The organism is Microbacterium sp. X-17 (assembly GCF_039615055.1).
Window position 1 is genome coordinate 396,004 of sequence record NZ_JBDHNI010000001.1, and the last position, 21,943, is coordinate 417,946.

Consider the following 21,943-nt stretch of genomic DNA (forward strand, 5'->3'; position numbering starts at 1 on the left):
TCGTGCGGCTGACCGACCCGGCCGTGCCGATCCCGTCCGGGCTGCGGACGGCGGAGCTCGTCCTGCGCCCGATCACCGCGGACGACGCGCCGGACGACCACGCGGCCCTGATGGAGACGCGCGACGAGCTGCGGCTGTGGGAGCAGTCCTCCTGGCCCGCTGACGACTTCACCGTCGCGGCGAACCGCGAGGACCTGGCCGGCATGGAGCAGCGGCACCGCGAGCACAAGGCGTTCAGCTACACGGTGCGCGACCCGGGGGACACCTCGTGTCTCGGGTGTGTGTACGTGTTCGACACCAGCGCGAGGTTCCTGGCGGAGTCCACGGTAACGGCGGTCGGTGACGACCCGTGGGAGGACGTGGAGGCGGTCGTCTTCTTCTGGGTGCGCCGCTCGCGCATGGCGGACGGGCTGGACGCGCGCCTGCTCGGCGCGCTGCGTGCGTGGTTCGCGGAGGAGTGGCCGGTCGAGCGGACGGTGTTCGTCACGAGCGAGCCGTTCGCGCAGCAGGTGGGGCTCCTCGAGGGCGCGGGGCTGGTGCGCCGGTTCGAGTATGTGGAGCCGGGGAAGCCGGGGCGCTTCCTGGCGTACAGCTAGGGGATCATTCGCTCACGCCGGCGGCGCGACCGGCGCCTTCGGCGGCTTCGCGTTCACCTTCCCGTCCACCGGCGCCGGCACCGTGCTCTCGTCGAGCGTCACCAGCGCCGGCAGCGGCTGACCCAACGGCCCCGGCCACGGCTTCGGCTGCACCGGCCTCGGCCGCGGGGTCGGCGGCGTCGGCTGCGTGATCGTGCTGCCCGGGGCCGGCGGCACCGGCCTCCCGAGCCCCGGCTGCACCAGGTGCGCGAGCGAGGGCGCGTCGTCCACGCGCGGCACCCCGAACGCGCCGAGCCCGAGCAGGTCGCAGATCGTCTTCGGGATGGAGGCGTGCGAGTGCCACTCCGGGTCGATCGCCTGGGTGACCGCGCCGCCGAACATGAGCAGCGGGATGCGCGAGCCGCCGATGACCTGGAAGCCGTCCGGGTGCAGCGCGTCCGGCGCCGTCTCGATCGCCGGCGTCGGCACCGAGTCGGCGTAGCCTCCCCAGTCGTCCCAGGTCAGGATGAAGACCGTCTCGTCCCAGCCGCCGCCGTCGATCACCGCCTGCACGCGCTGCCAGACCAGGCCCTGGCCCTTGGTCACGTAGTCGGGCGCGGGCGTCGCCGGCGGGTGCTCGTCGTAGCCGCCGGGGGACCAGGCATAGCAGACGTCCGGCAGCGTCCCGCCCTTCGCCATCGGGATGAACTGCGACGGCGGGTGCACGTCGCTCGATCCCGGCGGGGTGGACGTGGTCGTGTAGAACTTGACCGGGTAGCCGTCCTGGTCGGGGAACGCGCCCCAGCTCACGCCGGCCTTCTGGGCGACGCTGAAGATCGAGGGCAGGTCCCACACCGGGTGCGCGCCCACGAACGGCGGGTTCTTGAGCGTCGGCATCTGCCCGCCGACGGCCAGCATGTGGCCTGGCGTCGAGTTCGAGCCGGAGCCGAAATGGTGGTCGCTGAACACGAAGTTCTTGGCGAGCCAGCTGTAATACGGGATGACCTGGTCGTTGTCGAGCTGCATCGCCTCGGCGGGATAGTCGCCCATCGCGTAATGCACCCACGCGTTCCGGTCGTGGGGTTGATCGAAGTCGGGGGCGCTGGTGCGCAGATTCCCGTTGTTCGCGACCTCGGCGCCCCACTCCGCGAGGGAGGGGAAGTAGAAGTCGGTTGTCTTGTTCTCCTGGATAAAGACGATCGCGCGCTTCACCGCTGCCATGGGTCCCACGGAAGCACGCGGGCGGCCGACACGCCAGAGGTGATGGAGGCGATTCGCGCTACCCGGGGTACCTGATCCTCGGCCCGCTATGACCGCGCTTGCGGACGAACTCGTACGTCACGTCCTCGGGAATATCGGACTGCTTGGCGACGAGCAGGTTGTCTCCGTACCTCGTCCACGGATGCTTCCCTGCGGTGATCGGCTCGGCGTCGGCCGAGTCCGGGAGCAGAACGGCCACGATGGGGTCGCCGTCCGGCTGAGTGCTGTCGCCGGCAGCGGACAGGTCGAGCCCGTTCGCCTCCACGTCCTTCGGAGCGCTGCACGCGGCCGCGGTCGTGATGTGCACGTCGAGGACGGTGACAAGGCAGATGTCGCCCGCGTGATCGACGCCTGCCCAGAACGACTTCGGTCCGTCCGACCCGAGCTTCCGCAGTGTGCTTCGGTCGATTCCTCCCGCGATCAGCCCTTCGGTGTCGACGCCCGCGGGGAACATGTCCGTCGAACGGCCGAGCGCTGCGATCACCGCGCGCGGCTCGGGGCCGTTGGACGCATACTTTTCGGCGGTCGCACTGCTCATGCCGATCGATGCCCCAATGGCGACACTGAGGAGGGCGGCCGCGCCTCCGACGAGGACTATCGCCTGATTTCGGTGCGGCGTGAACTGATCGCGAAGCACATGACTCCAAGACGCCGGTCTCTGCCGGCGATGTTCGTAGGTGGGCGATGCCGGTACCGGCTTGTTCGACACTGTCACGTTTCACGATCTCGCGTCAATATGTATGAGTCCACGTTTTAGAGAGAATCGTCTACCGCAGCATCCCCGTCATACCCACCGCCTGGTCGTCCGCGCCGGTCAGCGACGCCAGCCCCCACACCTCCTCGATCGTCCGCAGCAGCGAATAGTGCGTGTACGGCGTCGCGACGACGGTGTGCGTCCGCGCCGCCGGCCCCGCGAACACGCACGCGACCACGTTGTCCGACGAGTCTCCTTCATCGAACGTCACCACCAGCAGCGAGCGCTGCGTCGTGAACGCCGGTGACGCCAGGATCGGCGGGACGTTCGCCCGGAGCCAGGCGTCGCCCGCCGCGACGGAGCAGTCGTGCATGTCGTCGCAGAGGTTCGGGCTGATGAAGGAGAACGCCGGGAGCGTCGCGGCCGATGCGAGGTCGCCGGCGAAGCGCGAATACGGGACGTCGTGCGCGGCGCAGTACGACGCGGAGCCCGTCACGCTCGGGAAGTACAGGAACGGGTTGTGCTTCACGGCGTACAGGCTCGTGTTCGCCGTGGTGCACGGCGACGGCATGCTCTCGGCGTACATCCGCCACGAACGGCCGGCGTGGTCCAGCTCCTCGGCGAGGTTCGGGCCGGTGACGAGGCAGGAGCCGCCGGGCGGGTTGCAGTCGGTCGTGATCCCCGCGGTCGTGCCGCTCGTGAGCGCCAGGTAGTTCGGGAGGCTCGGGTGGGTGATCGCCGAATACGCGGTGGCGAGCGCGCCGGTCCGCGCGAGCGAGGTCAGATACGGGGCCTGCGGGTCGCCGATGACGGAGCCGGCCGGTTTGTTCTCGTCCACGATCACGACGATGTGCTGGATCGCGGTCGCGACGGCGGCCGGCGGGGAAGAGGGCACAGCGCGCGTGGGGGACGGAATAGCGGCCGGCGGGCTCGCCGGCGTGGGCGCGGCGCCAGGCGCGCATCCGGCGAGGACGAGCACGCCGGCGAGCGCGCACGCGGCCAGGGCCCTCCCGCTCATGGCAGTACCGTACGCCGGGCGAAGAAGGATCGGGCGACTCGATCCGGTCAGCCCAGCGGCCCCTCGCAGCTCTCCCGCAGCAGCACCGTCACCGGCAGCTCCGTGCTGACCGGGTCGAGGTCCGGGTTGGTGAGGCGGGCGACCATCGCGCGCACCGCCGCGCGGCCGAGCTCCAGCATCGGCTGCATCACCGTCGTCAGGCGCGGCTCCGAGCGGGCGCCCTCGTCGATGCCGTCGAAGCCGGTGACGATGATGTCCTCCGGGACGCGCACGCCGGCCGGGCGCAGAGCGTCCAGGACGCCGAGCGCCATCTGGTCGTTGGCGCAGACCAGGGCCCGGGGGAGGCTGCCGCGGGCGATCAGGTCCTCGGCGACGGCGCGGGCGCGCTCGCGGGAGAACTCGCCGTGCAGCACCGGGAGCGCCGTCGGGTTGATGCCGCGGCCCTCCAGCGCGTCCGCGAAGCCGCCGTAGCGCTCGGCGTCGTCGGGGGAGTCGAACGGGCCCGTCAGGTACACGGGGTCGCGGATGCCGTGGTCGTCGATCAGGTGCTCGGTCAGGGCGCGCATGCCCTCCCGGTTACGCACGGTCAGGTGGTCGAAGTCGTCGCCACGGCGCTGCCCGGCCAGGTAGACGACCGGGATGGTGTCGCCGATCCGCTTCAGGACGTCGTGCGGGGCGCTCTGCGCGATGACGGCGAGGCCGTCGACCTTGCCTGCGAGATCGTTCAGCGTGAGTTCGAGGCCCTCGGGCGTGCGGCCGCGGCCGACGCAGATCATCAGTGAGAAGCCCTGCCGCCACGCCTCCAGCTCGCAGCCGCGCAGCACCTCCTCGAAGTACAGGTTGGCCGCGTTGCCGTGGTCGGGCGTGGCGGGGTCGCGCCGCACCTCCACCGTTCCGGCGTCGCTGAGCTCCGGGTCGCTGAGGTCCTGGACCGCGTCCACGCCGGGCAGGAACAGCCCGAGCACACCGGTGCGGCGGGCCGCGAGACCGCGGGCGCTGCCGCTCGGCACGTACCGCAGCTCGCGCACGGCGGCGAGCACCCGCTCCTGAGTGGAAGCGCGTACATCGGAGGGTCGGGTGAGGACACGGGACACCGTCGCGATGGACACTCCCGCGTGCGCGGCGACATCATACACCGTCGGTTTTCTCGCCACGTTTCTCCCCGAGTTCGTCTGTGAATCCGTTGTCAGACTCTCATTGTGACACGGAGCGACTTGTTTAGGCGTGGGGTTGAAAGACTTTCCGTATGCGCTTACAGTGACGGAGCACCAAGTCATCGTCGACTGAAGGGACCACACCGCGATGAAAATGTCCAGAACGCGCCTCCAGCGTTCGCTCGTCGCCCTCGCCGCCGCAGCGTCACTGCTCGCGATGAGCGCCTGCAGCCTCCAGACCTCCGGGTCGAACAGCAACTCGGGAGCCAGCGGCTCGCTGCTCTTCGGGGCGGACGGCGGAAACCCGACGTTCGTGCGCAACTTCAACCCGTTCTCCCCCAACGCCCGCACCGGCGCGCACTACATGTACGAGCCCCTCCAGGTGGTGAACTCCATCGACGGCAAGGCCACGCCGTTCCTCGCGACGGGCGACAAGGTCGTCGACCCGAAGACCATCCAGTACACGATCCGCAAGGGCGTGAACTGGTCGGACGGCACGCCGCTCACCCCGGCGGACGTCGTCTACACCTTCGACCTCATCAAGAAGACCTCCGCGCTCGACCTGCTCGGCCAGTGGCAGAACATCGACACGATCAGCTCGTCGGGCGACACGGTGACGTTCCACCTCAAGGCCCCGAACGTCCCGGCCGCGAGCATCATCGACCAGCAGATCATCGTTCCCGAGCACATCTGGAAGTCCGTCAAGGACCCGGTGACCTGGACCAACGACAAGCCGGTCGCCAGCGGCCCATACACGGTCGGCACCTTCGCGCCGAACCAGTACACGATGGTGAAGAACACCAAGTACTGGCAGGCGGACAAGGTGGCCGCGGAGAAGCTGGTGCTGCCGGCCTCGAACACCGGCCTCCAGCTCGTCAAGGGCGGCTACGACTGGGCCTACTCGTTCATCGACAATGTGGACAAGACCTGGGTCGGCGCGAATAAGCAGCACAACAAGTACTGGTTCCCGCCCGGCGGCACCATCTCGCTGATCCCGAACCTGACCAAGGCCCCGTTCAACAACGTGGACTTCCGGATGGGCCTCAGCTACTCCCTCGACCGCGACAAGATCGCGCAGGACGCCGAGGAGGGCTACGTGAAGGCCGCGGGCCAGAACGGCCTGCTCCTGCCGAACTCGCAGCAGTGGCTGAACTCGTCGCTCCCGAACCAGGGCATGATCTCGCAGGACACCCAGAAGGCGCTCGCGTCGTTCGCAAAGGCGGGCTACACGCAGAAGGGCGGCAAGCTGGTCGACGCCTCCGGTCAGCCGCTCCAGGTCACGATCACCACGCCGAACGGCTACACGGACTGGCTGCGCGGAGTGCAGGCCGTCCAGCAGCAGTTGCAGGCGATCGGGATCACCGTGACGATCGACCAGCCGCAGCCGGCCGCGTACACGCAGGCGCAGAACAACGGCGACTTCCAACTCCTGATGGGCGCGTTCGGCGGCGCCGGCAGCGTCTACCAGGACTTCAACACCCTGATGAGCAGTGAGTTCGTCAAGCCGGTCGGCACGTCGGCCTCCGGCAACTTCGAGCGGTTCAGCGACCCGCAGGCCGACAGCCTGCTGCAGCAGCTCCGGTCGGCCACCTCGACGAGCGACCAGAAGAAGTACATCGACCAGCTCCAGGAGGTCATGTACAACAAGGTCCCCGTCATCAGCATGTTCTACGGCGGCCTGTGGGGCCTGTTCAGCGACAAGAGCTTCACCGGCTGGCCGAGCGAGAGCAACCCGTACGCGACCCCGGCCACCTGGACCGAGAACTCGCTGCTGATCCTCACCCACCTCACGAAGGCGAAGTGATCGCGGGCCGGTCGCGGGCGACGTCCGCGACCGGCCCCGATCCCGCCAGCCCGAACACGGAAAGGAGGTCGTCGTGCGCTATCTGCTCGGAAAGCTGGGACTCTTCGTCCTCACCCTCTGGGCGGCCGTCACGGTCAACTTCATCCTGCCGCGACTGATGCCCGGCTCGCCCGCGGACGCGGCGATCGCCAAGCTCAGCCAGAACGGCCCGGTGTCGCCCGCGATGCGCGCCTCCATCGAGGCCCAGCTCGGCGTGCCGACCGGCAGCCTGTGGGACCAGTACGTGACGTACCTGGGCCAGATCGTCCACTTCGACTTCGGGCCGTCGTTCAGCTACTTCCCGCAGTCCGTCTCCAGCCTCATCGGCGCCGCCCTCCCCTGGACGCTCGTCCTGGTCGGCACGGTGACGGTCCTGGCGTTCGTGCTCGGCACGCTGCTCGGCGTGCTGGCGGCGTGGAAGCGCGGGACCGCGTGGGACACCATCCCGACCGTCGGCGGGCAGTTCCTCTCCGCGTTCCCGTACTTCTGGATCGCGCTGCTGCTGCTGTTCTTTCTCGGCTACGTGGCCGGCTGGTTCCCGACCAGCGGCGCGTACTCGCAGACGGCGACGCCGAACTGGAGCTGGGACTTCTTCACGGATGCGCTGTACCACGGCATCCTGCCGGGACTGACGATCCTGCTGACCGCGTTCGGCGGCTGGATCATCGGGATGCGCAACACGATGGTGAACACGCTCGGCGAGGACTACGTGACCTTCGCGGAGGCCAACGGGCTCCGCACGCGCACCGTCGCCCTACGCTACGCCGCCCGCAACGCGCTGCTGCCGCAGTTCACGTCGTTCGGCATGGTGCTCGGCGGCGTGGTCGGCGGCTCCCTCCTCGTGGAGACCGTCTTCGCCTACCCGGGCGTCGGCCTCCTCCTCTTCCACGCGGTGACCAACCAGGACTACCCGCTGATGCAGGCGCTGTTCCTCATCATCACGGTGAGCGTCCTGATCGCGAACTTCCTCGTGGACATCCTGTACGGCGTGCTCGACCCGAGGACCAGACGATGACGCAGACCGAGAACCCCACCGAGAGCTCAGCGGAGGAGCCCGCGGGCGTCGCCACGACCACCGCGGCCGCCGCCGTCGTCGAGCGCGAGAACAAGAGCTGGAACCCGTTCCGCGTGCTCGGCCGCGCGTTCGGCACCATCTGGTCGGAGCCGAAGGCGCGCTTCGGTGTCGTCCTCCTCCTGCTCTTCATCCTGATGGCGATCTTCGCTCCGCTGATCGCGCCCTACGATCCGCACGACACGTCGTTCCCGCACAGCCAGGACGGCAGCGCCGCGCACCTGCTCGGCACGACCGGCGTCGGCCAGGACGTGCTGTCCCAGCTCATCTGGGGCGCCAGGGTGTCCGTCTCGGTCGCGCTGATCGCGGGCCTCGTGAGCACCATCGTCGCGATCCTGGTCGGGCTGAGCTGGGGCTACGTCCGCGCGTTCTGGGGCGAGGGGGTCGGCTTCGTCGTCAACCTGTTCCTCGTCATCCCGTCGCTGCCGCTCATGATCGTGATCGCCGCGTACCTGCACAACGGCGGCATCGCCGTGATCGTGTTCGTCGTCGTGGTGACCGGCTGGGCGTGGGGCGCCCGCGTGCTGCGCTCGCAGACGCAGACCCTCCGCTCGCGCGACTTCGTCACCGCGGCGAAGTTCAGCGGCGAGAGCCCGAGCCGGATCGTGTTCCGGGAGATCCTGCCCAACATGACCTCGCTGATCGTCGCGAGCTTCTTCGGCGCGGCGACCGCGGCCATCCTCGCGGAGGCCGGCCTGGAGTTCCTGGGCCTCGGCGACCCGAACACGGTGAGCTGGGGAACCATGCTCTTCTGGGCGCAGAACAGCAACGTGCTGCTCACCGGCCAGTGGGTGCAGCTCTTCGCGCCCGGCTTCATGATCGCGCTGTTCGCCGTCTCCATGACGTTCATCAACTTCGGGGTCGACGGGCTGAGCAACCCCCGTCTGCGTGAGAGGAAGGCCGCACGATGAGCCTGCTGAAGGTCGAAGACCTGTCCGTCGTCTACGACGAGGGCAAAGGCCGGTCGTTCGAGGCCGTGAAGAAGGTGAGCTTCGAGCTCGGCCAGGGCGAGTTCGTCGGGCTCGTCGGTGAGTCGGGCTCGGGCAAGTCGACGCTCGGCTTCGCGCTGACCCGGCTGTCCAAGCCGCCGGCGCGGATCGCGGGAGGCCGCATCCTGTTCGACGGCACCGACATCGCCGCGCTCTCCATCGAGGAGGTGCGCACCCAGCGCCAGGGCGGCTTCGCGATGGTGCTGCAGTCGGGCATGAACGCGCTCAACCCGGTGCGCACCATCCGCAACCATTTCTTCGACATCTTCGCCGCGCACGGTCACGTGCCGCCGCGGGCGCGTGCCGCCCGCGCCGAGGAGCTGATCGCGAAGGTCGAGCTGCCGGAGTCCACGCTCTCCCGCTACCCGGGCGAGCTGTCCGGCGGGATGCGCCAGCGCGTCTCGATCGCGCTCGCGCTCGCCCTGGAGCCGCGGCTGATGGTGTTCGACGAGCCGACCACGGCGCTCGACGTGCTCGTGCAGCACGCCGTGATGAACACCATCCGCCAGCTCCAGGCGTCGGAGAACTTCACCGCGATCCTGATCAGCCACGACCTCGGCGTCGTGCTGGAGGCGACCCAGCGCGTGCTCGTCATGCACGACGGCGTGATCGTGGAGGACGCCCCGAGCGAGCGCATCCTGAACGCGCCGGAGCACCCGTACACGCAGATGCTGCTGAGCCACTACGGCGACCCCCGGGCCGCCGAGGTTACCGTGCCGGGGCTGGAGCGGCAGCAGGAGGGCGTCGCCCGGCCGGCGCCGGTCACCAGCGCGGTCGCGGGAGCCCGCGCCGCCGGCAACGCGGCCCGGCAGCGCATCGGCGCGCGTTCGCCGATCGTGGTCTCGAACCTCACGAAGGTCTACCCGAAGGGGCGCAGGGGCAGCGCGACGCGCGCCGTCGACGACGTGTCCTTCACCCTGGAGCCCGGCATGTCGATGGCGCTCGTGGGCGCGAGCGGAAGCGGCAAGTCCACCATCGCCAAGATGATCACCGGCGTGGAGCGGCCGACCTCCGGGACGATCCAATTCGGGGACGCCCGCATCGACACCCTCCGCGGCCGGCGCGCGCTGAAGCAGCTCCACTCCGAGGTGCAGATGGTGTTCCAGGACCCGTACGCGGCGCTCAACCCGCTGCACACGGTGGAGTACATCCTGACCAGGCCGGTCGAGAACTTCACCGGCCTGCGCGGCAACGCCGCCCGGATGCGCGTGCTGGAGCTCCTGGAGACGGTCGGCCTCACGCCGGTCGAGAAGTTCGCCACCCGGCTGCCCCACCAGCTCTCCGGCGGCCAGCGCCAGCGCGTGGTCATCGCCCGCGCGCTCGCCAGCGACCCGCAGGTGATCATCGCCGACGAGCCGGTCTCGATGCTCGACATGTCGCTGCGCGCCGGCGTCCTCGCACTGCTGGAGGAGCTGCGTCGCACCCGGGGCGTGTCCATGCTCTACATCACCCACGACCTGCTCAGCGCGCGGCTCGTCACCGACCGGATCATGGTGCTCGACAAGGGCGTCGTGGTCGAGCGCGGCGACACCGCCGAGGTGCTGCAGCGCCCGCAGGACGACTACACGGTGCGGCTGCTCGACGCGGTGCCGACGCCGTCGCGCGGCTGACCGATCCCCGACTTCCATCCACAACGAAGGAGAACTCTGTGCTCACCTTTCCCGACGGCTTCCTCTGGGGCGCCGCGACCGCCGCGCACCAAGTGGAGGGCAACAACGTCAACAGCAACTGGTGGGTCATGGAGCACACCCCCGGCACGTCGATCGTGGAGCCGAGCGGCGACGCCGCCGACCACTACAACCGCTACCCGGAGGACCTCCGCCTCCTCGCCGACGCCGGCCTGAACAGCTACCGCTTCTCGGTGGAGTGGGCCCGCATCGAGCCGGAGCGCGGCTTCGTCTCGCGCGCCAACCTCGACCACTACCGGCGCATGATCGACGCCTGCCTCGACGTCGGCCTGGAGCCGGTCGTGACGCTCATGCACTTCACCGTGCCGCGCTGGATGGACCAGGCCGGCTTCTGGCGCAACCCCGAGGCGCCCGACCTGTTCGCGCGCTACACCGAGACCGTGCTGCCGATCCTCCAGGACGGCGTGCGCTACGTGTGCACAATCAACGAGCCGAACATCGCGGCGATGCTGGCGGGAGGGGAGAAGGCGGAGAACCTGGTCGCCTACGGCCTCCCGAACCCGGACCTCCACGTCGCCGACGCGCTGCTGGCGTCACACAGACGCTCGCGCGAGGTGCTGTCGTCGGTCCCCGGCCTGCAGAGCGGCTGGACCATCGCCACGCAGGACTTCATCCCGACCGACGAGCCCGGCTCCGCCGAGATGCTGCACGAGTACGGCTACCCGCGCGACGACTGGTACCTGGAGGAGTCCGCGGGCGACGACTTCGTCGGGGTGCAGGCCTACACCCGCACCTTCATCGGGCCGGAGGGCCCGCGCCCGGTGGCGGAGGACGCCGAGACGACGCTGACCGGCTGGGAGTACTTCCCGCAGGCCGCCGCCGACGGCATCCGCTCGGCGTGGGAGAAGAGCGGGCACACGCCGGTGATGGTCACGGAGAACGGCATCGCGACCTCCGACGACAGCCGCCGCATCGACTACACCGAGGCGTCGCTGCGCGCCATCCACGAGACCATCGCCGAAGGGGTGGACGTGCGCGGCTACCTGCACTGGAGCGCCCTCGACAACTACGAGTGGGCCAGCGGGTACCGGCCGACGTTCGGGCTCATCGGCGTCGACCTGGAGACGTTCGAGCGCACCCCCAAGCCGTCGCTCGGCCGGCTGGGCTCGATCGCGCGGCAGAACGGGCTGTGAGCGCGGTGCCCGGGCTGCCGACCCGGCTGGCCGGCTCGCGCATCCTCATCGATGGCGAGCCCCGGATGGTGCTCGCCGGGGAGCTGCACTACTTCCGGGTGCCGCGGGACGAGTGGGTGGACCGCCTCGTGGCCGCCCGGGAGGCCGGGCTCAACGCCGTCGCGTCGTACATCCCGTGCATCTGGCACGAGCTCCCCGGCGGCACGGTCGACCTGACCGGGGAGACGCGGCCGGAGCGCGACCTCGGCGCGTTCATCGACCTCTGCGCCGAGCACGGGCTGTGGTTCATCGCGCGGCCGGGGCCGTTCCAGATGGCGGAGCTGAAGAACGAGGGCATCCCGTACCGCGTGCTGCGCGAGCATCCCGAGCTGCGGCAGCTCGGCTGGGACGGGGAGCCCGGATCGACCCACTCGCTCGACTACCTGGCCCCGGCGTTCCTGGCGGAGTCGTCGGCCTGGTTCGACGCGGTGCTCCCGGGGATCGCGTCACGGCAGCGCGAGCACGGCGGCCCGGTGATCGCCGTGCAGCTCGACAACGAGGTCGGGATGCTCGACTGGGTGTCGAACACCCCGACGCTCACCGACGACGCGTTGCGGGCCTTCGCGGAGTGGTCGGGGGAGAGGACGGACCCGCGCACCGGGGCGGCGGGCACCGACGCGGAGCTCGCGCTGCACCAGCAGCTCGGCCGGTTCGTGCGTGGCCGCTACGCCGTGTACCTCCAGCGCCTGGAGGGCTGGGCGCGCGAGGCCGGGATCACCGCGCCGCTGCTCGTCAACATCCACGGCACCGACGCCGGCCGCGGGCTGACGTTCCCGATCGGGATCAGCCAGCTCGCGCAGGCGTACCGCGGCCGCCCGGGCGTCGCGGGCGGCACCGACATGTACCTCGGCGAGCTCACCGTGACCGACGCCGCCGACCTCTACGTCGCCAACGCGTTCACGGCAGCGGTGAACGACGCGGACCAGCCCCTCACCGCGCTGGAGTTCGACGCGGGCAGCGGGGACTACAGCGAGGACCTCGCCCAGCTCGTCTCGCCGGAGGCGACCGTGCTCAAGACGCTGCTGGACGTGGCGCAGGGCACCCGGCTGATCAACTACTACCTGTTCGCGGGCGGAATCAACCCGCTCCTCGACGAGCCGGTGGGCGACGGCAACGACCGCATCTCCTTCACGGGCGAGCGGCACGGGTTCGCCGCGCCGATCGGACCGGAGGGCGACCCGTCCGCAGGCCTCGACGGGGTGGTGGAGGCGGCGCGCGCGGTGTCGGAGCACGCCGCGCTGTTCGCGACGGCGACGCAACTCACCGACGACCTGGTGCTGGGCTTCGTGGCCGACCACTATCTCACCGAGTACCGGCATCCGGCGGCCGGCCGCCGCGCGGAGCAGGTGCGCGACCGCGAGCGGCACCGCGGCCTCGGCGTGCGGCAGACCCTCGCCCGCGCGCTCGTGTTCGGCGGCTGGAGCTTCCGGGCGCTCGACCTCCAGGCCGCCGCCGGAAGCGACGAGGCGTGGAGCGCGGGCGCGCCCGCCGACACCCGGGACGGGCGCGACCGCGAGCTCATCGTCCTGGCGACGGGACGCGAGCTCGGCCGCGGCGTGCAGGAGTTCCTGGCGCGGCACCTCGCGACCGGGGGCCGCCTGCTGCTCGCCGGCGACCTCCCCGCGGAGGACGCCGACGGCTCGGCGTGCACGGTCCTCGCCGATGCGCTCGGCCTGAGCAGTGCGGGCGTCGTGGTGGAGAGCATGCACGCGGACCGGGAGTACTTCCCGAGCGTGCGCGCAGCCGGTCCGCTCGCGGGGCACGGAGCGCGGGAGGTCCGCGTGACGCGGGCGCAGCTCCTCGCCGGGGCGGGGGAGCCGCTGCTCCGGGAGACCGGGAGCGGGCTCCCGGCGGCGATGCGCGTCGAGACGTCCGGAGGCGGGGTTGCTGTGGTGCTCGGCGCCGACTACCCGGTGCACGCCGGGTTCTGGCGGTCGCTGCTGGAGTCGGTGGGCGTGAAGCCGCGGCTGGAGCTCGGGGCCGATCGCGTGGGCGCGATCGCCGTCCCGATCGCGAGCGAGGAGGCGGCCGCGGTGGTCGCGATCAACGTCGCGCCGTACCCGGTGACGCTGCGGCCGGTGTTCGACGGCATCGCCGTGGCGGCGGAGCCGGTGGTGCTTCCGGCGCGCGGTCACCGCATCTTCGGGATTGCATGGTCAGCCAGGAAGCGGCAGGGCTAGATAGATCGAATAACTAGCCCTGCCCTTCCGACAACAACGGAGCGCTGATCGCTCGCCTAGCGTCGTGGGTGCGTCATCTCAGTTGATCCGCCGGACGAATTGGCCGATGCGCGCTGTGCTCGCAGCCGGCGTCTCACCCAGATCGTCACACCCACAACCAGGCCTGCCAGCGCAACGACCGCAACGACGTTCCAGAAGTTCCACCAGAACACGGGTCCCATGATCGTCCCTTCCTAGGGGGTCCAACTTACGGTCGCCGATCCTCCGCTGACCTTGAGCTGCAGCCAGAACGTGGTCGAATAGGGCAGGCCGCACATTTGAGCCTTGATGTCCATGCGTCCGATGTTCGATGCCGGCCGTCCCAGATAGATGAGATCGACTCCGCACGCGCCGCCGATCGACCATCCTGCACCATACGTGTTCGTCACAGTGTTGTTTCCGAGGTTGTACGAAGCGTAGAAACTCATCGCCACCAGGCCGACCCACATGTCGATCTTGCAGTTGTTTCGTGCTGTGCCGCTGACCGTGCAACCCGAGATCCCCCGAAGCTGGACACCTCCAGACGAGGCTGATGGAAGCTCCGCACGCGTGACGGCGATAGACCCGTCCGCGTATGTACTGACGGAGTACTCGCCATCCGAGGCTGTGTACTGCTCAGTCGAAACCGGGGCCGAACTCGTGAGCGAATCCCACGTACCCCCCGCCAAATAGGTGTCGATCAATCGATCTTGCGTCGCCTGATCAGCTCCGAACTTCGCGAGGAACGACCGCGCTGAGGCCACAGTCGGATCCTCGGTCGCCTGCGCCGGCATCACTGTTCCCGCAACCATCAGCGACGCCGCGACCAGAGTCGCGAACCCCCCGACCAACTTCCTCTGCAGAGAACTCATCACCTTTTTCCTTCCTGATCAATAAGGTGAGGCCGCGACCCTGATACCCGTAAACCTCATCGTCTACCCCCGGTTGCCACTGTATGAGACTGCGTACAGAAATTGCAATCAATCGCTAACAATGCATCATTGAAATTTCAAATCCGTTAATGAATGTCAGTATTCATCCTGCGGGCGGCCATGCGCCTGTTGCGCCGCGCCACCCTCGATGCCACTATTTACTGAACGATCGGTAAGGAACGAGGAGGTTCCGTGGGTGGTGCGCACATGAGCTCAGACTCACTCCGGCCCATGATGCTCCGGGACCGCGCCTCCGCGGCCCTCGGCATGGTGGTCGAGAGGGACGAGCCGGGCGAGGCGGTCGTCGCCATGACGGTCCGCGAGGACATGACGAACGGCTTCGCCATCACGCACGGCGGCCTGGTGTTCGCGCTCGCCGACACCGCGTTCGCCATCGCCTGCAACGAGGACGAGCGGGTGACCGTGGCCGCCGGCGCCGACATCACCTTCCTGAAGTCCACCCGGGCCGGTCAGACCCTCACCGCGCGCGCCGTGCGTCGCACCGTGGTCGGCCGCAACGGCGTCTACGACGTCACCGTGACCGATGAGACCGGCGACGTGGTCGCGGAGTTCCGCGGCCGCTCGCTCACCACCAACCGGTCGGCCGTCGAGCACGGCAACACCACCGAATGACCCCGTAAGGACACCATGTCGACGACGACACCGGCTCCCGCCGCCCCCGACCTGACCGACATCGACCCCGTGGCGATCGGCCGCGACGAGCTCCGCGACCTCCAGCTGAAGCGGCTGCAGTGGACGGTGCGGCACGCCTACGAGAACGTCCCGCTCTACCGGGCCAAGTTCGACGCCGCGGGTGTCGGCCCGGACGACATCCGCACGCTCGACGACGTCGTGCGCCTCCCGTTCACGACGAAGGAGGACCTCCGCTCGACCTACCCGTTCGGGATGTTCGCGGTGCCGATGGAGGAGGTGCGCCGCATCCACGCCTCCTCCGGGACGACCGGGCGGCCGACCGTCGTCGGGTACACACAGGGCGACCTCGACCGCTGGGCCGGCCTGGTCGCGCGCTCGCTCCGGGCCGCGGGGGTCGCCGCCGGCTGGAAGGTCCACAACGCCTACGGCTACGGGCTGTTCACCGGCGGCCTCGGCGCGCACGCGGGCATCGAACGGCTCGGCGCGACGGTCATCCCGATGTCGGGCGGCCAGACCGCGCGGCAGGTGCAGCTCATCCACGACTTCGAGCCGGACGCCATCATGTGCACGCCCAGCTACCTGCTGACCATCGCGGACGCCATCGAGGCCGCGGGGCTCGACCCGCGCGGCACATCGCTGAAGGTCGCGATCCTCGGCGCCGAGCCCTGGACGAACGAGCTCCGCCGCGAGATCGAGCACCGCCTCGGCCTCGACGCGGTGGACATCTACGGGCTGAGCGAGGTGATGGGACCGGGCGTCGCGAGCGAGTCGGCGGTCACGAAAGACGGCCCGCACGTCTGGGAGGACCACTTCCTCCCGGAGGTCATCGACCACGAGACCGGGCTGCCCGTGGCGGACGGGACGACCGGCGAGCTGGTCTTCACGTCGCTGACCAAGGAGGCCTTCGCCGTCATCCGCTACCGCACGCGCGACCTGACCCGGCTGCTGCCCGGCAGCGCCTACCCGGCGTTGCGCCGCATCGAGAAGATCACCGGCCGCGACGACGACATGATCATCCTGCGCGGGGTCAACCTGTTCCCGACCCAGATCGAGGAGTTGGTGCTCGGCATCGAGACGCTGACCCCGCACTTCGTCCTCGAACTGCGCAAGGACGGCCGGATGGACGCGCTCACCGTCCGCATCGAGCGCCATCCCGACCTCGACCGCGAGGTCTGCGAGGCCGCCGCGCAGGTGCTCCGGCAGAAGATCAAGGTGCACATCGGCACGACCGTCGACGTGGTGCTCGCCGAGCCGGGGGAGCTGCCGCGCAGCGAGGGCAAGTACAAGCGGGTGTACGACTACCGCTGAGCCGCTCTCCGAGGCCGGCCGTCAGCCCGTGTGCTCGGCCGGAAGGAACACCCCGAGCGCACGCGCGACGCGCCGCAGCGTCTGCTTGAGCTGGTCGAGCTCGCCGTCGTCCAGCCCGAAGTCGACAGCGGCCTCCGCATCGAGGGTCTCGTGCTGGACCGTGTGGAGGAGTTCGGCGCCGGCCGGCGTGAGGGAGACGTCGAGCCGCCTCCCGTGGACGGTGCTCTGCGTCCGTGTCACCAGCCCGCGCTCCAGAAGGCGCGCGATCGCCGCGGACATCGACTGCGCGGTCACGCCGGAGCGGTCGGCCAACTGCGCGCCGGTCAGTGTGCCGGGATGCTCGATGTCGAGCTGCGCGAGCGCGGAGAGCTGTGCGGGGGTGAGCCCGTAGTCGCGGAGCCGCTGGTCGAGGCGCTGGGCGAGCGCGCCGTCGATGCGCCGGACGAGGTAGGTCAGCCGGTCGCCGAAGTCGCGCGGGCCGTGGATGTTCTGCTCGGGCATGGCTTACACTGTATCAGTCAACTTATATAAGTTGACTGATACAGACAGGAGCTCGCCATGACTTTCGCATCCGTCCGCTTCCCCACCGACGACGTCCCCGGACTCGTCGCCTTCTACGAGAAGGTGCTGGGCATCCCTGCGCAGTGGGCGACCGACCAGTTCGCCGAGCTCGTCACCTCCCGCGGCACCATCGCGATCAGCGCGACCGCGTTGACCGACCGCTTCGCGGCTGCGTCCGTCGCTCCGCGCTCCAACGGCGGCATGATGCTGGAATTCCTGGTCGACGATGTCGACGCCGACCGCGACCGCATCGTGGAGCTCGCGGGCGGCCTGGTGATGGAGCCGACCACGCTGCCCTGGGGCAACCGTTCGATGCTGTTCCGCGATCCGGACGGGACCGTGATCAACTTCTTCACGCCGGTGACACCGGAGGCGGTGGCGCGCTTCGGGGCGCGGTAGCGCGTCCTACAGCCCCTCCGCCACCGCCGCCGCCGCATGCAGCCACGCCCGCCGCGTCCGCGGCGCGAGCGTGTCGAAGGCCAGCCGCCCACCGTGCATCTCCGGGTCGAACGGGATGGTGACCGCGCGGCGCGCCAGCGGCTCGAAGCCTTTGGCGACGCGGGTCACGTTCGACTCCGGCCCTGTGCGCTCCGACTGCGACACGATCACGACCGCGTCGCGCGCCAGCCGGGCCGACTGGGCGTCGCGCTGCATGAGCGCCTCCAGCAGCAGGGCGCCGGCCTCCGCATGCTCGCCGAGCGCCGTCGTCGCGATGACGAGCTGGTCGGTGTGGTCGATCATCCGGAGCCAGCGCTCGGCCGACTCGTCGTTCCCGCTGTCGATGATCACCAGGCGGTAGAACTTCGTCGCCACTAGGTGGAGGCGGTCGAAGTCGGCGCTGGAGATGCGCTGCTGGGTCGCCAGCATCGTCGGGTTGGAGCGCAGCACGTCGTACTTGTCGGCGTTCTGGTGGTGCACGAAGTGGCCGATGTCGGCGCTGCGGGCGCCGGCCGAGAGGAGCTGGTCGGCGGCGGGCAGCAGCGACTGGAGGGTGGCGTCGTGGTCGTCCTGCTCGGTGCGCCAGCCGAGCGTGCCCCGGGTCTCGTTGTTGTCCCACGCGAGCACGCCGGAGCCGCCGTTGCGGGCGAACACGGCCGACAGCAGGGCGGTGGTCGGCGTCTTGTTCGCGCCGCCCTTCCCGTTCACGATCGCGATGGTCCGGGGGCCGGCCCAGTGCCGGCTCACGGCCTCCAGCTCCTCGCGCTCCTTCAGCTCCGCCGACGACGGCGACATGGGGATGCCCGCGCGGGAGAGGGCGCCGCGAACGCCGGAGCGCGCAAGGTCGGGGCGCGGCTTCTCGACGTGCAGGAACGACCTCCGCTCGGGTGAGCGCGGCACCAGCTCGACGGGCTCCGGCGCGGTGACGGGTGACGGGTTCACGGGGCGGGAGGGAGCCTCGGTCTGGGCGGTCGGCAGCGGTACGGGCGCCGTCGACGTCGGCGAGCCGAGCAGGTCGTTGAAGGGCGCCGTCGCCGGCTCCGGGTCGCTCGCGGCGGCGCCGAGCAGGTCGTTGAACGCCGTCGGCTCGGGATGCCGCGCGGCCTCCCGCACATCGGCGAACGGCACGGGCTCGGCCATGCTCTCGGCGGCCAGCTCCTCCTCGTCGCCGATGGAGCCGTCGGGGTGCACGACCAGCAGCCAGTCGCCCTCCTCGTCGGAGACCGTGAGCTGCACCGGGTGCCCGGCGCCCGCGGCGATCTGACCGACCCGGCCGAGGACGACCTCGCGCAACTGCTCGGTGGTCGGCTCGGAGAACCACTCGGGGGACCCGTCGACCAGCAGTTCGCCGGTCGCGTCCGGGTCGAGGCGCACGCTGAGGTGCGGTGACAGGGGCAGGTTGAGGGCCACGGGACTCCTTCCGCGGTCCGCGCGCAGGAGAACGCAGACCGAAGGTGGACAGTAGACCCGTCGGGTCACCACGTCCACCGGCGTCCAGCGGACTATCAGGAGCCGAGGGGCACGTAAACGCCCCTAAAACCGGTTTTTAGGGGCGTCTACGTGCCCTTCGATCAGTGGATGGCGACGGGCTCGGCGTCGGTCGGCGCGTTGGCGGCGGTTGCCGCCACCACCGGACGCCGCCGCCGGTACAGCAGCGCCGACAGCACCGCGCCGAAGGCGAAGAACCCCGCGCTCCACCAGTACGCGGTCGAGTAGCTGTGCACCGCCGCCTCCTGGATGACGTGCGGCGTCGGCGGCAGGTGCGCCGACAGGTAGTCGGTCAGCGCGGTCGCCGCGAGCGTGTTGAGAAGGGCGGTGCCGATGGAGCCGCCGACCTGCTGGCTCGTGTTCACCAGGGCCGAGGCGACGCCGGCGAAGTGGCGGTCGACGCCGAGCGTGGCCGTCTGGATGGCCGCGGGCATGATCGAGCCCATGCCGACGCCCATCACCATCAGGGCCGGGAGGATCTCGGTGCCGTAGTTCGCCGTCACGCCGAGGCGGGTGAGGAGCAGCATCCCGGAGCCCGCGATCACCATGCCGATCGGCACCATGACCTTCGGACCGAACTTCGGCACGAACAGGTTGGTCGAGAACTGCGCGGCGATGACCAGCATGACGATCATCGGCAGGAAGGCCAGGCCGGTCTGGATCGGCGTGAACTTCAGGGTCGTCTCCAGGTAGTAGGTGACGAACAGGAAGATGCCGAACATCCCGGAGCCCGCGATGAGGATCGAGCTGTAGGAGGCGCCGCGGTTGCGGTCGAGCACGATCGGCAGCGGGAGCAGCGGGTGTGCGGCGCGCCGCTGCCACAGTACGAAGGCGATCAGCAGCACCCCGGACGCGGCGAGGAAGCCCCAGGTCAGCGGCGAGTCCCAGCCGTCGCTCTCCGCGTTGGAGAACCCGTAGACCAGCGAGAACAGGGCTCCGGAGACGAGGACGGTGCCCGGGATGTCGAGCTTCGGGCGCGGGCCGGTGCGGTGGCCGGCGGTGACGAACACCGTCGCCAGGATGATCGCGGCGATGGCGATGAAGACGTTGATGTAGAGGTTCCAGCGCCAGTTGAACTGCTCGGTGAGCACGCCGCCGAGCAGGAGGCCGACCGCTCCGCCCGCTCCCGCGATCGCACCGAAGATGCCGAACGCGCGGGCGCGCTCCTTCGGGACCGTGAAGGTCGTGGTGAGGACCGCGAGCGCGGTCGGGGCGAGCAGTGCGCCGAACGCGCCCTGCAGCGCCCGGGCGCCGACCAGCATCCCGAACGTGCCGGCGGCGCCGCCCAGCGCGGAGGCGCCGGCGAAGCCGATCAGGCCGATGATGAAGGCGCGTTTGCGGCCGATGAGGTCGGAGATGCGGCCGCCGAGCAGCAGGAGGCTGCCGAATGCGAGCGAGTAGGCGGTGACGATCCACTGCCGGTCGGCGTTGGAGAAGCCGAGGTCCTGCTGGGCGGCCGGGAGGGCGATGTTCACGACGGTCGAGTCGAGCACGACCATGAGCTGGGCCATCGCCACGGTGACGAGCGTCCACCAGCGTCGCGAGTGCGGAACGCCGCCGTCCGGCGCCGCGGGCGCGACCGAGGGAGAGGGAGAAGTCTGGGTCATGCGGGACAGCATATACGAAACTCAGCAGTTTCGGATCTCCCGAGTTCTAAAATTAACCTTAGAATGGTCCACACGACATCACCAGACGAACCAGGGGGAAGGCCGCAATGACGCAGCTCGACGCCAGCGACTCCGCGCCCAAGCTCGGCCGGAAGCGCGATCACACCCGCGACGCCGACATCCTGGACGCCGCGCTGGAGGTCCTCGCCGAGACCGGCTACGACCGCATGACGATGGACATGGTCGCCGCGCGCGCCAAGGCGGGTAAGGCGACGGTCTACCGGCGCTGGGCCTCCAAGGGTGAGCTCGTCGTCGAGGCGATCGCGTGCATGAAGAAGAACGCGATCGACTTCGACCACCTGCCCGACACGGGCACGCTGCGCGGCGACCTCGTGGCGATGGTCAAGCCGCACACCATCGAGGACGGCGAGCGCAAGCTCCAGATCATGGCAGGGCTCACCTCGATGCTCGCTCGCGACCCCGACCTGGTGGACGCCGTGACGGCTGCGATCGTGGAGCCGCGCGCCTCCCTCAACCGGCTGTTCATGCAGCGGGCGATCGAGCGCGGCGAGATCTCCGCCGACACCGACGTGGAGACGCTGTCCATGATCATGCCGTCGATGACGGCCTACCGGGTGCTCATCCTGCAGCAGCCCGTCGACCGCGCGTATCTGCTGTCGCTCATCGACGGCGTGCTGCTCCCGGCCGTGGGAATCCGGCCGGGAGCCTGAGCCGCGTCAGCGCCGGTCGAACCGGGCGCCCTCGGGCTTCGACGGGAGCAGGTAGAAGACGAGCAGGATGATCCAGCCGACCACCGGGATGAAGCCGAGGAAGAAGAACGGGCCGGCGAGGTTCGCGTCGTGCAGGCGGCGCCAGATCAGCGCGATGCTCGGGACCAGGATCGCCACCACCCACACGATGTAGACCACGATCAGGATCCAGCCGAGCGGGCCGTACCCGCGCCCGCCGTTGCCGATGGTTCCGAGCGACTGGAGCAGGATCGAGTAGACGACGGCGATGATGATGGCGAACAGGTACCACCACCAGAACTCGCTGCGGCTGGCCCGGCCGGTGAAGTCGGCGTACTTCCTGAAGAACCGCCGGATGGCGTCGCCGAACGACGCGCCGTAGAGCGGCTGGTCGAGGGGCGCGGAGGCGGAGGACTGCGGTGCGGTCATCGTGGTTCCTTTCGTCGTGGTGAGCGTCGAGTGGAGCGGCCACAGCCTAGCGTCTGCGATTCGTGCCGAAATTCGCGAAAAAGCAGGGGGTTAGCCCCCAAACGGACGCAGCAG

Annotated in this window: 20 protein-coding genes; 11 read left to right on the forward strand and 9 right to left on the reverse strand. The window is 69.7% G+C overall.

Annotated features, from left to right (window positions below; all coding sequences use genetic code 11):
- Positions 1-2 precede the first annotated feature (2 nt).
- Positions 3-596 carry an N-acetyltransferase gene (locus ABCS02_RS01865; protein ID WP_345833911.1) on the forward strand — a complete coding sequence of 198 codons (594 nt, stop codon included), beginning with the start codon at positions 3-5 and terminating at the stop codon, positions 594-596.
- A 12-nt stretch (positions 597-608) separates the two neighbouring features.
- On the opposite strand, the gene ABCS02_RS01870 is transcribed toward ABCS02_RS01865, so the two are convergent.
- From ABCS02_RS01870 to ABCS02_RS01885, 4 genes are all read right to left on the reverse strand, one after another.
- Positions 609-1,796: an alkaline phosphatase family protein gene (locus ABCS02_RS01870; RefSeq protein WP_345833912.1), complete on the reverse strand. Its 1,188-nt coding sequence runs from the start codon at positions 1,794-1,796 to the stop codon at positions 609-611.
- 58 nt (positions 1,797-1,854) lie between these two features.
- A complete protein-coding gene (locus ABCS02_RS01875) occupies positions 1,855-2,373 on the reverse strand; it encodes a hypothetical protein (protein WP_345833913.1) in 519 nt (172 codons plus the stop codon).
- A gap of 229 nt (positions 2,374-2,602) precedes the next feature.
- The gene (locus ABCS02_RS01880) at positions 2,603-3,547 is read right to left on the reverse strand and encodes an alkaline phosphatase family protein (RefSeq protein ID WP_345833914.1); all 945 of its coding nucleotides are present in this window, start codon (positions 3,545-3,547) and stop codon (positions 2,603-2,605) included.
- A gap of 47 nt (positions 3,548-3,594) precedes the next feature.
- Positions 3,595-4,683 (reverse strand): LacI family DNA-binding transcriptional regulator, encoded by a 1,089-nt coding sequence (locus tag ABCS02_RS01885; protein ID WP_345833915.1) that lies wholly within the window; start codon positions 4,681-4,683, stop codon positions 3,595-3,597.
- A 172-nt stretch (positions 4,684-4,855) separates the two neighbouring features.
- Here ABCS02_RS01885 and ABCS02_RS01890 point away from each other — a divergent pair, with 172 nt between their 5' ends.
- The 6 genes from ABCS02_RS01890 (at position 4,856) to ABCS02_RS01915 (ending at position 13,645) form a co-directional block, all read left to right on the forward strand.
- The gene (locus ABCS02_RS01890) at positions 4,856-6,505 is read left to right on the forward strand and encodes an ABC transporter substrate-binding protein (protein ID WP_345833916.1); all 1,650 of its coding nucleotides are present in this window, start codon (positions 4,856-4,858) and stop codon (positions 6,503-6,505) included.
- A gap of 73 nt (positions 6,506-6,578) precedes the next feature.
- Entirely contained in the window at positions 6,579-7,559 is a 981-nt protein-coding gene (locus tag ABCS02_RS01895; RefSeq protein ID WP_345833917.1) for an ABC transporter permease, read from the forward strand.
- The gene (locus ABCS02_RS01900; protein ID WP_345833918.1) at positions 7,556-8,527 is read left to right on the forward strand and encodes an ABC transporter permease; all 972 of its coding nucleotides are present in this window, start codon (positions 7,556-7,558) and stop codon (positions 8,525-8,527) included. Before ABCS02_RS01895 ends, ABCS02_RS01900 begins: the two co-directional genes overlap by 4 nt.
- Positions 8,524-10,215: an ABC transporter ATP-binding protein gene (locus tag ABCS02_RS01905; protein WP_345833919.1), complete on the forward strand. Its 1,692-nt coding sequence runs from the start codon at positions 8,524-8,526 to the stop codon at positions 10,213-10,215. The genes ABCS02_RS01900 and ABCS02_RS01905 overlap by 4 nt, the downstream gene beginning before the upstream one ends.
- Positions 10,216-10,253: 38 nt before the next feature.
- Positions 10,254-11,426 (forward strand): family 1 glycosylhydrolase, encoded by a 1,173-nt coding sequence (locus ABCS02_RS01910; protein ID WP_345833920.1) that lies wholly within the window; start codon positions 10,254-10,256, stop codon positions 11,424-11,426.
- Entirely contained in the window at positions 11,423-13,645 is a 2,223-nt protein-coding gene (locus tag ABCS02_RS01915) for a beta-galactosidase (RefSeq protein WP_345833921.1), read from the forward strand. Before ABCS02_RS01910 ends, ABCS02_RS01915 begins: the two co-directional genes overlap by 4 nt.
- 233 nt (positions 13,646-13,878) lie before the next feature.
- Here the strand turns inward: ABCS02_RS01915 and ABCS02_RS01920 are convergent, their stop codons facing one another.
- Positions 13,879-14,535 carry a hypothetical protein gene (locus ABCS02_RS01920; RefSeq protein WP_345833922.1) on the reverse strand — a complete coding sequence of 219 codons (657 nt, stop codon included), beginning with the start codon at positions 14,533-14,535 and terminating at the stop codon, positions 13,879-13,881.
- A gap of 291 nt (positions 14,536-14,826) precedes the next feature.
- On the opposite strand from ABCS02_RS01920, the gene paaI reads away from it, so the two are divergent.
- Together paaI and ABCS02_RS01930 are read left to right on the forward strand one after the other, a co-directional pair.
- Complete coding sequence (gene paaI / locus ABCS02_RS01925; RefSeq protein WP_345833923.1) at positions 14,827-15,228, forward strand: hydroxyphenylacetyl-CoA thioesterase PaaI; 402 nt, start codon at positions 14,827-14,829, stop codon at positions 15,226-15,228.
- 15 nt (positions 15,229-15,243) lie between these two features.
- Positions 15,244-16,557, forward strand: coding sequence for an AMP-binding protein (locus tag ABCS02_RS01930; protein WP_345833924.1), 1,314 nt, complete (start codon positions 15,244-15,246; stop codon positions 16,555-16,557).
- Between the two features lie 21 nt (positions 16,558-16,578).
- Here the strand turns inward: ABCS02_RS01930 and ABCS02_RS01935 are convergent, their stop codons facing one another.
- Positions 16,579-17,058 (reverse strand): MarR family transcriptional regulator, encoded by a 480-nt coding sequence (locus tag ABCS02_RS01935; RefSeq protein ID WP_345833925.1) that lies wholly within the window; start codon positions 17,056-17,058, stop codon positions 16,579-16,581.
- A 57-nt stretch (positions 17,059-17,115) separates the two neighbouring features.
- On the opposite strand from ABCS02_RS01935, the gene ABCS02_RS01940 reads away from it, so the two are divergent.
- The gene (locus ABCS02_RS01940; RefSeq protein ID WP_345833926.1) at positions 17,116-17,517 is read left to right on the forward strand and encodes a VOC family protein; all 402 of its coding nucleotides are present in this window, start codon (positions 17,116-17,118) and stop codon (positions 17,515-17,517) included.
- A gap of 6 nt (positions 17,518-17,523) precedes the next feature.
- Here ABCS02_RS01940 and ABCS02_RS01945 read toward each other — a convergent pair whose 3' ends face one another.
- Complete coding sequence (locus ABCS02_RS01945; protein ID WP_345833927.1) at positions 17,524-18,966, reverse strand: AAA family ATPase; 1,443 nt, start codon at positions 18,964-18,966, stop codon at positions 17,524-17,526.
- A 161-nt stretch (positions 18,967-19,127) separates the two neighbouring features.
- Positions 19,128-20,651: an MFS transporter gene (locus ABCS02_RS01950; RefSeq protein ID WP_345833928.1), complete on the reverse strand. Its 1,524-nt coding sequence runs from the start codon at positions 20,649-20,651 to the stop codon at positions 19,128-19,130.
- A 107-nt stretch (positions 20,652-20,758) separates the two neighbouring features.
- On the opposite strand from ABCS02_RS01950, the gene ABCS02_RS01955 reads away from it, so the two are divergent.
- Positions 20,759-21,382 (forward strand): TetR/AcrR family transcriptional regulator, encoded by a 624-nt coding sequence (locus ABCS02_RS01955; RefSeq protein WP_345833929.1) that lies wholly within the window; start codon positions 20,759-20,761, stop codon positions 21,380-21,382.
- Between the two features lie 6 nt (positions 21,383-21,388).
- Here ABCS02_RS01955 and ABCS02_RS01960 read toward each other — a convergent pair whose 3' ends face one another.
- The gene (locus ABCS02_RS01960; RefSeq protein ID WP_345833930.1) at positions 21,389-21,829 is read right to left on the reverse strand and encodes a DUF805 domain-containing protein; all 441 of its coding nucleotides are present in this window, start codon (positions 21,827-21,829) and stop codon (positions 21,389-21,391) included.
- Between the last annotated feature and the right edge of the window lie 114 nt (positions 21,830-21,943).

What these genes read in the sequence shown, in the direction of transcription:
- ABCS02_RS01920 (WP_345833922.1), bottom strand. Translation starts at nt 14,535, where the DNA reads ATGAGTTCTCTGCAGAGGAAGTTGGTCGGGGGGTTCGCGACTCTGGTC.
- ABCS02_RS01905 (WP_345833919.1), top strand. Translation starts at nt 8,524, where the DNA reads ATGAGCCTGCTGAAGGTCGAAGACCTGTCCGTCGTCTACGACGAGGGC.
- ABCS02_RS01940 (WP_345833926.1), top strand. Translation starts at nt 17,116, where the DNA reads ATGACTTTCGCATCCGTCCGCTTCCCCACCGACGACGTCCCCGGACTC.
- paaI (WP_345833923.1), top strand. Translation starts at nt 14,827, where the DNA reads ATGATGCTCCGGGACCGCGCCTCCGCGGCCCTCGGCATGGTGGTCGAG.
- ABCS02_RS01930 (WP_345833924.1), top strand. Translation starts at nt 15,244, where the DNA reads ATGTCGACGACGACACCGGCTCCCGCCGCCCCCGACCTGACCGACATC.
- ABCS02_RS01935 (WP_345833925.1), bottom strand. Translation starts at nt 17,058, where the DNA reads ATGCCCGAGCAGAACATCCACGGCCCGCGCGACTTCGGCGACCGGCTG.
- ABCS02_RS01900 (WP_345833918.1), top strand. Translation starts at nt 7,556, where the DNA reads ATGACGCAGACCGAGAACCCCACCGAGAGCTCAGCGGAGGAGCCCGCG.
- ABCS02_RS01870 (WP_345833912.1), bottom strand. Translation starts at nt 1,796, where the DNA reads ATGGCAGCGGTGAAGCGCGCGATCGTCTTTATCCAGGAGAACAAGACA.
- ABCS02_RS01960 (WP_345833930.1), bottom strand. Translation starts at nt 21,829, where the DNA reads ATGACCGCACCGCAGTCCTCCGCCTCCGCGCCCCTCGACCAGCCGCTC.
- ABCS02_RS01875 (WP_345833913.1), bottom strand. Translation starts at nt 2,373, where the DNA reads ATGAGCAGTGCGACCGCCGAAAAGTATGCGTCCAACGGCCCCGAGCCG.
- ABCS02_RS01950 (WP_345833928.1), bottom strand. Translation starts at nt 20,651, where the DNA reads ATGACCCAGACTTCTCCCTCTCCCTCGGTCGCGCCCGCGGCGCCGGAC.
- ABCS02_RS01955 (WP_345833929.1), top strand. Translation starts at nt 20,759, where the DNA reads ATGACGCAGCTCGACGCCAGCGACTCCGCGCCCAAGCTCGGCCGGAAG.
- ABCS02_RS01890 (WP_345833916.1), top strand. Translation starts at nt 4,856, where the DNA reads ATGTCCAGAACGCGCCTCCAGCGTTCGCTCGTCGCCCTCGCCGCCGCA.
- ABCS02_RS01880 (WP_345833914.1), bottom strand. Translation starts at nt 3,547, where the DNA reads ATGAGCGGGAGGGCCCTGGCCGCGTGCGCGCTCGCCGGCGTGCTCGTC.